Source organism: Streptomyces sp. NBC_00102, from assembly GCF_026343115.1.
Taxonomy (GTDB): domain Bacteria; phylum Actinomycetota; class Actinomycetes; order Streptomycetales; family Streptomycetaceae; genus Streptomyces.
In genome coordinates this window covers 5695119-5707050 of sequence record NZ_JAPEMC010000001.1, presented here as the reverse complement: position 1 = coordinate 5707050, position 11932 = coordinate 5695119, and the positions used below count along the sequence as shown (strand labels likewise).

Below are 11932 nucleotides of genomic sequence, written 5' to 3'. Positions count from 1 at the left end.
CGCGTGAGCCGCAGAGCTCGCCGGAGCATCCCGGCGCGTAGCCGGAGCATCCCGGCGCGTAGAAGGGCGGCCTACGCGTCGCGGTGCTGCGGCAGGGCCCGCCGGCCCGGCCAGGAAATCTCGCGGCCGACCAGCTTGGCACCACCCACCAGGAGATTTCGCCGGCCTTATCCGGTGGGTCGATGCAGACACACCGAGCAGGGCTGTCCCGGCCCGTCGAACAGTGCGCAGTTGAAGGACTGATGTGCGGCGATCTCCTTCTCGTGCCCCAACTGGTCGGCCTCATGGATCATGGTGGCCGCAGGCAAGCCCCAGGCCGGGCCGAGGAGGGACCACAGACCCTCGCGCGAGCCCGTCACGGCGGATGGGTGAGCGGGTGTCCGCCTCCCGGATCGGCCGCAGATGACGACTTTCGCCCGGCAGCCGTACCAGGACGGGGTGGACGAAGTGATCGGGAAGCCCACTCATGGCGCCCGACCGCTGCAGCGCACAGCCGTCCTCTTCCCTCGTTCTCCCCACAGCGTTTCGGTGAACCTCGGGCGGCGGGGATCGACCGGCGGCCCCGCCCCCGGCCGGACGGGGACCCTGCCGCTCGGACCCCCCGATCCAACCCGCAGCCTTCGCGTGACATCGCCCGGAATCATCGGCGCCGATGTCGCCGCCGCGACCTGAAGCATCCCGCACGCCCACCGCCCCGCCGTCAACAGGACGGCGGCGGGAACCCGGCCGTGCGCCACGATTTGCCTCCGGGCCCGCCCGGTTCCGCGTGGTAATAGGGCGTGCAGGACTCGACCATGCCGTCCCCGGCGATACGGAAGAAGTCCACGAAGCGCAGGCTGAGGTCCTCCTTGCCGGAGGTGACGCGGCGGCCCGCGGCGACGATGCTCCGGTCCCGGGCCACGACGCGGTCGATCTCGTGGCGGGTGTGGGACCCGTTGTGGTCGCGGTGGGCGTGCAGGACCGCGGTCCGCCCTCGGGCGGTGGGGACGCCGGGCAGTTCCAGCTCGACGCGGTCGTGCAGCAGGGATCCGCACGCGTCGAGGTCGCCGGCGTCGAGGTAGTCGTACACGAGGCGGACGTGGTCGGTTCCGGCGGCGGTGACCAGGTCGACCACCGTGTCGGGGGCTGTGTTCATCCAGACGTCGGCGTGCATGGGACGCCTCTTGTCTCCTTCTCCCAGCACTTTCCCGCAATGCGCCAACCTCCCCCTATCACGGCGCTATTCGCCGAGTGGTCACGCACGGCCCGCAGCAGGATGGACGGATCGTGAGGGTCGTGGAACCTTTGGGTAGTTGGTCCCGAGCTCAAGTCGCTCACGAGGTCGGAGGCTCGGTGGCCGAGGGCACGCCGCGTACGGTCGAGCATGTCCCCGGCGCGTCGCGGCCGCCCTGGAGCTGGGACGGCATGACCGGCTCGTCGGCGAACTCCAACTCCTCTTCCACGAGAACCCGTTGCGCGAGCGCCTGCGCGAGCAGTTGATGTGCACCCTGTACTGGTCGGGGCGCCAGGCGGAGGCCCTGGAGGCGTACCGCACGGGGCGCAGGATCCTCGACCAGGAACTGGGACTGGCGCCGGGCAGGGAGCTGCGGCGGCTGGAGGCGGCGATCCTCGCCGGTGAACTTCCCCCGCCGGTGGCGGCGATCCGGTCCCACGAGGAGAGGAGCGGGACCCGCCCGGACCCGGCACCGGCCTCGCCGGCCGGGCCCGCGGAGGGCGCGAGCCAGGTACCGTCCGGCGACCCCGGGCCGCACGCCGACGGCGAGCACGCCACGGACCGGAGCCCTACCGGCGAGCCGCCCCGGGAGCCGCTCCTCCGCCGCCCAGGACGTCTCCCCCGATCGGACCGAACCGCAGCCGCACGAGGTCCGACCTCAGCAACTCCCTTCCTCGACTTGGGACTTCGTCGCCAACGAGAGGCAGGTCGCCGCTCTGGACGGGGCGTTGACCAGCGGACGGGACCGCAAGGCGGTAGGACTCGCCGTCATCACCGGCAAGCCGGGCACCGGTAAGTCCACACTCGCCGTGCACGTCGCGCACCGGCTCGCCGAGACGGGGTTCCCCGACGGTCAGTTCTACTGCGACCTGCGCGGCACCGGCACACCGGCCACCGCCCTGGAGGTGCTGGGCCGCTTCCTGCGGGCGCTGGGCATCCCCGGTCAGCTGATCCCGGACTCGCTGGACGAGCGGGCGGAGATGTACCGGCCCCGGCTCGCCTCGCACAGCCTTCTGGTGGTCCTGGACTACGCCGCCACCGAGAGCCAGGTGCTGCCGCTGCTGCCCGGCAGTCGTGACTGCGCCGTCCTCGTCACCAGCCGGGCCAGGCTGACCGCGTTGCCGGGCGCGCACCGCGTGGAGCTGGACGTCCTGGACGAGGACCGGGCGCTGACGCTGCTGTCCAGCATCATCGGGCGGGAGAAGTCGAGGGCGAGGCGGCGTCCGCCAAGGCTCTGGTCCGTACGGTCGGACGGCTGCCGCTGGCCCTGCGGATCGCGGCGGCCCGGCTTGCCGCCCGCCCGCACTGGACGCTCGCGTCGATGGTGCTCCGACAGCGGTCTGGCGCCACAGGACCGCGGGCTGCTGCGGATGCTGAGCATGTCCCGGACACCGACGCTGCCCAGCTGGGTGGCCGGCGCCCTGCTGGACGACGACCGCCCCGTACCGTCGGATCTGGTGGAACCGCTGGTGGACATGCAGATGCTGGACATCGTCGGCGTGGAGCCCACCGGCGGCTACCGGTATCAGTTCCACGAGATCATCCGGGTCTACGCCCGCGAGCAACTGGCCCTGCACGAAGCCCCGGAGACCCAGCGCGCCGCACTCACCCGGATGGCGGGCGACTGGATGTACCTCGCCCAGGAAGCCCATCGCAAGGTCTACGGCGGCGACTTCACGGTGCTGCACGGCGACGCCCCGCGCTGGGTACCGCCCGCGTCCTGCACCGAGGACCTGCTCGCCGACCCGTTGGCCTGGTTCGACGCGGAGCAGGCGGCCCTCTGCCACATGGTGGAGCACGCCGCCGCCGAGGGCCTGCACGACGTCAGCTGGAACCTGGCGACGTCTTCCAGGCGTTGGACGATCCGAAGGGCTAGGCGCTGTGCCGCCGCGACATGGCCCTCATCGCGCGGACGAACGGGGACGACGACACCGCCCTCGACCTGTACGAGCAGGCCCTCGCCGACTTCGACCGTGCCGGTGACGTGGTGGGCCGGGCGATCGTGCTCACGCAGAGCGCCCACATACGGATGCGCCGGGGTGACGGGGACGCCGCGCAGGCCCAGTTGGACGAGGCACTGGAGATCTACGACGGGGTCGGCTATCAGGGCGGCAGGGCACGGACCCTGCGCAGGGTGGGGCAGCTGCTGCCGGCGCGCTCGGGCGCCAGCACGACCGAACCGAGGAAGTGACCCGAGCCGGGACGTCCTTCCTGCCGGTCCTCGACCAACTCCTGTACGTCGTCCCACAACTGCTGCAGTTCGTCGCGCTGCCAGCTGTAGGTGCGTTGGTAGAGCGGCACCTGGAACTACTGCTCCCCCTGCACCAGGTTACTGAACGTAGTCTCCTGAGCGTGCACGTCCGTCCTCTCCCCAAACCCTCGACGCTGAGCCGCCATTGTCGCCCCACACCGCACGGTGATCAGTCGAAACATCGACACACGCACGACCAGGGGGCACACGTGGTGACACTGGGCCTCCACAAGGGCTTTCTCCTGGAGTTCACCAGGCTGGAGAAGTCCGTCCAGAAGCGGGTCCACGAGTTCTTCGACACGTTCCGCGAACACCGCCATGCCGGCCTGCCCCTGGAAACGAGGAAATCCCCGCGGTTCCCGGACTCGTACCATCCGCGTCATCAAGTTCATGCGCGGCATCGTTCTCGCACCCGATACCGGAGACCGCCTTCTGAAGGTCGTGGCACACGATGACGCCATCGCCTGTGCGTTGAGTCACCGGGCCACGATGAACTCCGGACCCAAGGAATCGAACTGCGCGACGACATCGCCCTGGAGCGAGCTGCCGCGGACGTGCACCACGCCCCGAGTGCGGCGGATGGCCTGCTCTTCCTCGGACAACCTGTCAGCAGGTCCGCACGACGACACCGAACCCCGCCACATGTGAAGTGCCTTCAGAACGAGCGTCAGGAAGCTGTGGGGCCGGCGACCACGGCTTGCGCCGCCGTCGCCGGCCCCATGAAACCAGCAGGTCAGTCGTCCTTCTTCACCGGCTCCAGGATCGCCACGCACTCCACGTGGTGCGTCATCGGGAACAGGTCGAACGCCCGCAGCGTGCGCACCTTGTAGCCGCCCTCGCGGAAGTACGCGATGTCCCGTGCCAGCGCCGCCGGGTCGCAGGCGACGTAGGCGATCTTGCGGGCGCCCAGGCCCGAGAGATGCTTGACGACCTGCTTGCCGGCGCCGGCGCGGGGCGGGTCGAGGACGATGAGGTCGCACTCGGTGATGCCGGTGCGGGGCAGGATCTGGTCGACCTTGCCGTGCTCGATGCGGACCCGGTCGAGGTCCTTGAGGTTGTGGCGGGCGTCCTCGACGGCGCGCTTGCCGGACTCGATGCCGAGGACCGCGCCCTTCTCGCCGATGCGCTGGCCGATGGCGCCGGCGAAGAGGCCGACGCCGCAGTAGAGGTCGAGGGCGGTGTCGTTCTTGCGGGGCAGCAGTCCCTGCATGACGGCGCGGACCAGGGTGTTGGCGGCCTGCGGGTGGACCTGCCAGAAGCCGCCGGAGCCGACGCGGTAGGTGCGGTCGTCGGCGACCTCGCGGACGAAGGCGCGGCCGTGGACGCGGTGGATGCCGCCGTCGTGCTCCTCGACGCGCAGGACCGAGACGGGCTTGTCGAGCTCGACCAGGGGGAGCCGGCCGCCGGGCTTCGGGGTGAGGACGACCTGGCGGTCGTGGGAGCCGGTGGCGGAGATCGCCTCGACACCGGCCAGCGTGGGCCAGCTGCGCTTCTCGATGCCCAGCTCGGTGACGCCGGGGGCGGCGATCATGCAGTGGTCGATCGGCTGGACGTCGTGGGAGCGGTGCTTGCGCAGACCCGCGTTGCCCTCATCGTCGATGGCGTACTGGACACGGGTGCGCCAGGCGGGCACCTCGCCGGCGGGGAGCTTGTCGCCCTCGGCGGGCATGACCGTGCCGTCCCAGCCGGCCTCCTCCGGGGTGAGGCCCGCGAGGCGCTGGAGCTGCTCGGCGATGACCTCGCCCTTGAGCCGGCGCTGGGCGCCCGGCTTGGCGTGCTGCCAGTCGCAGCCGCCGCACATGCCGGGACCGGCGTACGGGCACGGGGCCGGCACACGGTCCTTGGAGGCCTCGATGACGGTGACGGCGTCGGCGCGCAGGAAGCGGGAGTCGGTGTCGCCGTCCGTGACGCGGGCGATGATCTTCTCGCCGGGGAGGGTGTGGCGTACGAAGAGCACCCGGCCCCCTTCGGTCCGGGCGATGCAGTGGCCTCCGTGCGCGACGGGGCCGACCTCGACCTCGTACTCCTCCCCGACCAGCGACAACGTGGATTCGTTCGACATGAGGGGGAGCTCCAAAAATCGGGGGACGAACAGAGGTACGGCAGTCGCGGGCGGTACCCCGCAGCGGAAGCCGGGCGACGCAGCGGAAGCCGGGCGACGTTCCGGCCCCTACGCACGCGGCCGGACAACAGCCCACCAGTCTACGTGGGAGTCGTCCGGCCGTTCACCACGCCGCGGAGGGCCCGGCTGGGAGAGGAGCGGTCAGCGGACCGCCCCCTCCGCCGCCCCCTCCGCCGCTCATCCCCCGCTCACGGCTTCTTCACCGGCTCCTTGGGCCGGCGCTCGACCGGTCCGCGCCGGACGGAGCCCGGGGCGGTCCACTCGGCGCGCCTGCGGGCCCGCTTCTTCGCGACCTCGGAGGACTCCAGCTGGTACGGCACCGAGGTGACCATGACGCCGGGAGTGAAGAGCAGGCGCCCCTTCAGCCGGAGCGCGCTCTGGTTGTGGAGCAGGTGCTCGTACCAGTGCCCGACGACGTACTCGGGGATGTACACGCTCACCACGTCGCGCGGGCTCTCCCGGCGCAGCCCCTTGACGTACTCGATGACCGGGCGGGTCACCTCGCGGTACGGGGAGTCGAGGATCTTGAGCGGGACGTTGATGCCGCGCCGCTCCCAGTCCTCGCGCAGCGCCTTGGTCTCCTGCGGGTCGACGCTGATGGAGAGCGCCTCCAGGTGGTCCGTGCGGATCAGCTTGGCGTAGGCGAGGGCGCGCAGGGTGGGGCGATGGAGCTTGGAGACGAGGACGATGGCGTGGACGCGCGAGGGGCGCACTGTCTCGTCGGACGGAGTCTCGTCGGCGGCGATCTCGCGGGCGACCCGGTCGTAGTGCTTGCGGATCGCGGTCATCGTTCCGTAGAAGATCACCATGCCGAGCAGGGCGACCCAGGCGCCGTGGGTGAACTTGGTGGCGAGGACGACGACCAGCACCAGGCCGGTGAAGAACGCGCCGAAGGTGTTGATGGCGCGCGAGCGGACCATGCGGCGGCGGGTGGCCGGGTCCTTCTCGGTGCGCAGGTGGCGGTTCCAGTGCCGGACCATGCCGGTCTGGCTCAGGGTGAAGGAGACGAAGACGCCGACGATGTACAGCTGGATCAGGCGGGTGGAGTCCGCTCCGTAGATCCAGACGAGCAGGATGGCCGCGCCGGCCAGCAGCACGATGCCGTTGGAGAAGGCGAGGCGGTCGCCGCGGGTGTGCAGCTGGCGCGGCAGGTAGCGGTCCTGGGCGAGGATCGAGCCGAGCAGCGGGAAGCCGTTGTACGCGGTGTTCGCCGCGAGGAAGAGTACGAGCGCGGTGGCCGCCGCGAGGACGACGAACAGGAACGAACCGTCTCCGAAGACGGCGGCGGCCACCTGGGAGATCACCGGGTCCTGGACGAAGCCGGAGCCGACCGAGGCGCCGTCGTGGAACAGGTCCTTCGCCGGGTTCTCGGCCATCTTCACGTCGGTGACCATGGCCAGCGCGATGATCCCGCAGAACATGGTGACGGCCAGCAGGCCCATCAGCGCGAGGGTGTTCGCGGCGTTCTTGCTCTTCGGCTTGCGGAAGGCGGGGACGCCGTTGCTGATCGCCTCGACACCGGTGAGCGCGGCACAGCCGGAGGAGAACGCGCGCAGCAGCAGGAAGACGAGGGCGAATCCGGCCAGCCCCCCGTGTTCGGGCTTGATCGTGAAGTCGGCGGTCGGCGCGTGCATGGAGTCGCCGAGGACCAGTCCGCGGAAGGCGCCCCAGGCGATCATGATGAAGACGCCCACGACGAACAGGTACGTCGGGATGGCGAAGAGCTTCCCCGACTCCTTCACGCCGCGCAGGTTCATCAGCGTCAGCAGCACGATCGCGGCGATCGCGCAGAGCGTCTTGTGCTCCACCACGAACGGGATCGCGGAGCCGAGGTTCTCCACGCCGGAGGAGATCGACACGGCGACGGTGAGGACGTAGTCGACGAGCAGCGCGCTGGCGACGGTGAGTCCGGCCTTGGGGCCGAGGTTGGTGGTGGCGACCTCGTAGTCGCCGCCGCCGCTCGGGTAGGCGTGGACGTTCTGCCGGTACGAGGCGACGACCGTGAACATGAGGACCACGACGGCGACCGCGATCCACGGGCTGAAGTGGTACGCCGACACGCCCGCGATGGAGAGCACCAGGAGAACTTCTCCCGGGGCGTACGCCACCGAGGACAGCGGGTCGGATGCGAAGACGGGGAGGGCGATGCGCTTCGGGAGGAGTGTTTCCCCCAGCTTGTCGCTGCGCAGCGCCCTGCCGATCAGGATCCGCTTGGGCACGTCGGTCAGTTTGGACACGCAGAGGATCGTAAGCGTTGCCCGGAGGCCCGTCGCCCCCCGCTACCCCGTGGCACCCCAATCTCCTGCGATCAGCGGAAAAGTTGGCAGAAACCTTAACGAAATCCTTGCGCTGCGCAGATCCTGTATGACCCGGAGCGTCCGTTCCACCACCTCCGGTCACGCCCGTGCACCGGATCAGCCGCTTCTCAGCGGCCGTACGGCCCCGTACGGCGCTCCGGGCCCGCTGGGCCCTCGCCGTCCCCTTCTCTTTACTCCGTCTTTGCCGCCGCTTTCGTTCGTCTTGCACACGCGCGCGCCCCGCCTTTGCCGAGGCGCCCGGCCGAACGCACACTCGGGTGAGGCGGGCACGGGGATGCCGCTTAAGCTCATCCCCGGGCAACGACGGACGTGGTTGCCCCGTTTCTTTGCCCGGTAAGCCGAGAGAGAGTTGTGAGCACAGTGTTTTCGCAGGTCAGCCGGACGACCAGGACTGCGAGGTAGGCACAGGGTGCATATCGTCATCATGGGCTGCGGGCGAGTCGGAGCCGCTCTCGCGCAGACCTTGGAACAGCAGGGGCACACGGTCGCAGTGATCGATCAGGACCCCACGGCGTTCCGACGCCTCGGTTCCGGGTTCGGTGGCCGTCGTGTCACCGGGGTCGGCTTCGACCAGGACACCCTCCGCGAGGCGGGTATCGAGGAAGCCGGTGCCTTCGCCGCCGTCAGCAGCGGCGACAACTCGAACATCATCGCCGCCCGGGTGGCCCGCGAGATGTTCAGCATCGAGAACGTCGCGGCCCGCATCTACGACCCCCGCCGCGCGGAGGTCTACCAGCGCCTCGGCATCCCCACCGTGGCCACGGTCCGCTGGACGGCGGACCAGATGCTGCGGCGACTGCTGCCGTCGGGCGCCGAGCCGCTGTGGCGCGATCCGAGCGGTGGTGTGCAGCTCGCCGAGGTGCACACCACCCCCGCGTGGATCGGTCACAAGATCAGCACGCTCCAGGAGGAGACGGGGGTGCGTGTGGCTTTCCTCACCCGACTGGGCGAAGCGATCCTGCCCTCGTCCCAGACGGTGCTGCAGGAGGGTGACCTGGTCCACGTGATGATGCGTACGGACGAGGTCGCGAAGGTCGAGGCGGCCTTCGCCGAGGGCCCCGAGGAAGGCGGTCACTGATGCGCGTGGCGATTGCCGGCGCCGGCGCGGTGGGCCGTTCCATCGCGGCCGAGCTGCTGGAGAACGGGCACGAGGTACTGCTCGTCGACAAGGCCCCCACCGCCATCTCGGTGGAGCGGGTCCCGATGGCCGAGTGGCTCCTCGCGGACGCCTGCGAGATCACCTCGCTGGACGAGGCGGCGCTCCAGCGCTGCAACGTCGTGATCGCGGCGACCGGTGACGACAAGGTCAACCTGGTCGTCTCGCTGCTCGCGAAGACCGAGTACGGGGTGCCGCGGGTCGTGGCCCGCGTCAACAACCCGAAGAACGAGTGGCTCTTCAACGAGTCCTGGGGCGTCGACGTCGCGGTCTCCACGCCGCGCCTGATGTCGGCACTCGTCGAGGAGGCGGTGAGCGTCGGCGACCTGGTCCGGCTGCTGCGCTTCAGCCACGGCGACGCCAACCTGGTCGAGCTGACCCTGCCCCCGGAGTCGGCCGTGGCCGGTACTCAGGTGGGCGAGGTGGAGTGGCCCGAGGACACCTCGCTGGTCACCATCATCCGCGGTACGCGGGTGCTCACCCCGAGCCCCGAGGAGACCCTGGAGGCCGGCGACGAGCTGCTGTTCGTGGCCGCACAGGCCCGCGAGGAGCAGCTGGAAGACCTGCTGTCGGTCCGCCGCGAGGCACCGGCGGAGGACTGAGGGTTCCGGCCGGGCGAGACCGGTGAAGGGGCCGGGACCGAGTGGTACGCACTCGGTCCCGGCCCCTTTTCGTACGGGCCCGGTGATCGCGGCCCCTTCCGTGAGGTCCCGCGTCCGCCCCTCGGCGTGCGCCCGCCCCCCGAGGCCCGCGTCCGCCCCTCGGCGTGCGCCCGCCCCCCGAAGCCCGCGTCCGCCCCTCAGCGTCCGCCGTCCCCCGGGCCTCCGGTGCTCCCGCGGACGATCAGGCGGTGCGGGACGGTCAGGTCGTGGGCGGGCAGCGTGTTGCGGGGGCTGTAGACGCGGTCGGCGAGGCACTGCAGGGCCCGTGCGGCGATCTGCTGCTTGTCGGGCGAGACGGTGGTGATGCCCGGGTGACTGAACCGGCCGTCCTCGATGTCGTCGAAACCGACGATCGCCAGGTCCTCCGGTACCCGCACCCCGCGCGCGTGCGCCGTATGCAGGGCGCCGAGGGCCAGTTCGTCACTGAAGGCGAACACCGCGTCCGGAACGGCGCCGCCGTCACCGATCACACTCCCCCCGCCGTCGAGCAGCTCCGCCATGGCGCGGGCGCCGTCGCTCCGGTGCAGCGCGGTCACGGGGCGCTCCCACGCGGCGCGCGGCTCGATGCCGGCGCGCCGCAGGGCCCGGCGGTAGCCCGCTGCGCGCTGTTGCGCGGTGCCGTTCTCCAGGTGCGGCTGGAGGCCGATGGCGGCGACGCGACGTCGGCCGCGTTCCAGCAGATGGGTGGTGGCCTCGTCCGCCGCGGCGACGTTGTCGACCGCCACCCGGTCGGCCAGGCCGCCGGGGCTCCGCTCGCCGAGGAGGACGACCGGCAGCGTGCCGGCGGTGGCCGTCAGGTCTTGGGCCTCCAGCGCCCAGGGGCTGATCACGAGCCCGTCCATGACCCGGCCCCCGTCCCCCGTCAGCAGACGCCTCTCCGCGTCGGGGTCACCCGAAGTCTGGTCGATGATCACGGTCCATGAGCGCCGCCGCGCCTCGTCCACCAGCAGTCCGGCGAGTTCGGCGAAGTAGGGCGAGTGCAGCTCCGGGATGGCGAGGCCGATGATGCCCGTACGCCCGGCCCGCAGGCTGCGGGCGGCGAGGTTGGGCCGGTACCCCAGCTCGTCGATCGCCTCCTGCACCCGCAGGCGGGTCTGCTCCGCGACCGGCGCGGAACCGTTGACCACGTTCGACACCGTGCGCGGGGAGACCCCGGCGCGGAGGGCCACGTCCTTCAGGCTGCTGCTCACCCCCACATCGTGGCACACGCCCGCGCGAGGTGTTGCCACGTTGCAATCAACGATGTAAAACTGCTCGGCAATCGCCCCGTCCCACCCTTTGGAGGCACCTGTGAGCCGGCATGCCCACCCCCGCACCGCGATGGCCGGACTCGACGTCGACGTGACCACCGACGTGGAGGCCCTGTACGCGGACGGCATCACCGCGCGGAAGGGAGCGTTCACCCCGGAATGGACGGACCGGCTCCGCGAGGACGTCGAGGTGGCTTTCCAGGAGGCCCTCGGGCGGACCGGCGGCGCGGTCGGACGCGGTCCGCACCGCTACTACGTGGAGATCCACCCCGAGCAGCTGCGCGGATTCGTCGAGCTGGTCGATCATCCGTGGGTGCGGTCCGTCTGCGAGGCGGTACTCGGCCCCGACTACCGGATCGTGGAGCTGGGCTTCGACGTACCGCTCGAAGGCGCGGTCGACCAGCCGTGGCACCGGGACTTCCCGATGCCGGAGGAGACCCGCGCCGAACGGCGGCTGACCTCGCTCGCCTTCAACGTGACGGCCGTCGACACGGAGGAGGACATGGGCCCCTTCGAGATCGCGCCGGGCACCCAGTGGGACGACGGCCCGGAGTTCGGCCACGGCATGTTCCCGCCCCGGACGCACTACCCGCGCTACGAGGAACGGGCCGTACGCAAGTACCCGAAGCGCGGGGACATCTCCGCCCGCAGCGCGCTGACCGTGCACCGGGGCACCAGGAACCATTCGGCGAAACCCCGGCCCGTGCTGGTCCTCGGGGTCGACGGTCCGGAGGCCACGAACGGCGAGCGGCACGACACCGCCGCGACCCGGTCGTACTGGGAGAGCCTGCCCGAGCGGGTCCGGCGCCACCTCGACTGCGCGGTCGTCGACGTGCTGGTGCCCGTGACGCAGAAGCACACCATCGAGGGTCTGGTCATGGGCGAGGCATGAGGTCTTCCGGAACGCCGACGGTGGCGGACACAGGACGTGTCCGCCACCGTCGGGGGGTGTGGGTCCGG

8 protein-coding genes and 3 pseudogenes are annotated in these 11932 nt (G+C 70.9%); 4 read left to right on the top strand and 7 right to left on the bottom strand.

The window, feature by feature from the left end; genetic code table 11:
* Nucleotides 1–71 precede the first annotated feature (71 nt).
* Nucleotides 72–468, bottom strand: a pseudogene (locus tag OHA55_RS25390) (N-acetyltransferase).
* A gap of 232 nt (nucleotides 469–700) precedes the next feature.
* Nucleotides 701–1153 carry a nuclear transport factor 2 family protein gene (locus tag OHA55_RS25385; protein ID WP_266709965.1) on the bottom strand — a complete coding sequence of 151 codons (453 nt, stop codon included), beginning with the start codon at nucleotides 1151–1153 and terminating at the stop codon, nucleotides 701–703.
* 235 nt (nucleotides 1154–1388) lie between these two features.
* On the opposite strand from OHA55_RS25385, the pseudogene OHA55_RS36530 reads away from it, so the two are divergent.
* Nucleotides 1389–3362: pseudogene (locus OHA55_RS36530) on the top strand (BTAD domain-containing putative transcriptional regulator); the annotation flags it as partial.
* An 11-nt stretch (nucleotides 3363–3373) separates the two neighbouring features.
* On the opposite strand, the pseudogene OHA55_RS25370 reads toward OHA55_RS36530, so the two are convergent.
* The 4 genes and pseudogenes from OHA55_RS25370 to OHA55_RS25355 form a co-directional block, all read right to left on the bottom strand.
* Nucleotides 3374–3514 (bottom strand): annotated as a pseudogene (locus tag OHA55_RS25370) (DUF262 domain-containing protein); the annotation flags it as partial.
* Nucleotides 3515–3940: 426 nt separating this feature from the next.
* The gene (locus OHA55_RS25365; protein WP_266709963.1) at nucleotides 3941–4066 is read right to left on the bottom strand and encodes a hypothetical protein; all 126 of its coding nucleotides are present in this window, start codon (nucleotides 4064–4066) and stop codon (nucleotides 3941–3943) included.
* 131 nt (nucleotides 4067–4197) lie between these two features.
* Entirely contained in the window at nucleotides 4198–5526 is a 1329-nt protein-coding gene (locus tag OHA55_RS25360; RefSeq protein WP_266709962.1) for a class I SAM-dependent RNA methyltransferase, read from the bottom strand.
* A 248-nt stretch (nucleotides 5527–5774) separates the two neighbouring features.
* Complete coding sequence (locus OHA55_RS25355; RefSeq protein ID WP_266709961.1) at nucleotides 5775–7823, bottom strand: APC family permease; 2049 nt, start codon at nucleotides 7821–7823, stop codon at nucleotides 5775–5777.
* A gap of 490 nt (nucleotides 7824–8313) precedes the next feature.
* On the opposite strand from OHA55_RS25355, the gene OHA55_RS25350 reads away from it, so the two are divergent.
* Together OHA55_RS25350 and OHA55_RS25345 are read left to right on the top strand one after the other, a co-directional pair.
* The gene (locus OHA55_RS25350; RefSeq protein WP_266709960.1) at nucleotides 8314–8982 is read left to right on the top strand and encodes a TrkA family potassium uptake protein; all 669 of its coding nucleotides are present in this window, start codon (nucleotides 8314–8316) and stop codon (nucleotides 8980–8982) included.
* On the top strand, nucleotides 8982–9662 hold the full coding sequence (locus tag OHA55_RS25345) for a TrkA family potassium uptake protein (RefSeq protein ID WP_266709959.1): 681 nt from the start codon (nucleotides 8982–8984) through the stop codon (nucleotides 9660–9662). The genes OHA55_RS25350 and OHA55_RS25345 overlap by 1 nt, the downstream gene beginning before the upstream one ends.
* 197 nt (nucleotides 9663–9859) lie before the next feature.
* Here OHA55_RS25345 and OHA55_RS25340 read toward each other — a convergent pair whose 3' ends face one another.
* Nucleotides 9860–10912 (bottom strand): LacI family DNA-binding transcriptional regulator, encoded by a 1053-nt coding sequence (locus OHA55_RS25340; protein ID WP_266709958.1) that lies wholly within the window; start codon nucleotides 10910–10912, stop codon nucleotides 9860–9862.
* Between the two features lie 130 nt (nucleotides 10913–11042).
* On the opposite strand from OHA55_RS25340, the gene OHA55_RS25335 reads away from it, so the two are divergent.
* A complete protein-coding gene (locus tag OHA55_RS25335; RefSeq protein ID WP_266711133.1) occupies nucleotides 11043–11864 on the top strand; it encodes a phytanoyl-CoA dioxygenase family protein in 822 nt (273 codons plus the stop codon).
* The last annotated feature ends 68 nt before the right edge of the window (nucleotides 11865–11932 follow it).

Coding starts and splice junctions, on each gene's coding strand:
- OHA55_RS25385 (WP_266709965.1), bottom strand. CDS start 1,153: ATGCACGCCGACGTCTGGATGAACACAGCCCCCGACACGGTGGTCGAC.
- OHA55_RS25360 (WP_266709962.1), bottom strand. CDS start 5,526: ATGTCGAACGAATCCACGTTGTCGCTGGTCGGGGAGGAGTACGAGGTC.
- OHA55_RS25345 (WP_266709959.1), top strand. CDS start 8,982: ATGCGCGTGGCGATTGCCGGCGCCGGCGCGGTGGGCCGTTCCATCGCG.
- OHA55_RS25335 (WP_266711133.1), top strand. CDS start 11,043: ATGGCCGGACTCGACGTCGACGTGACCACCGACGTGGAGGCCCTGTAC.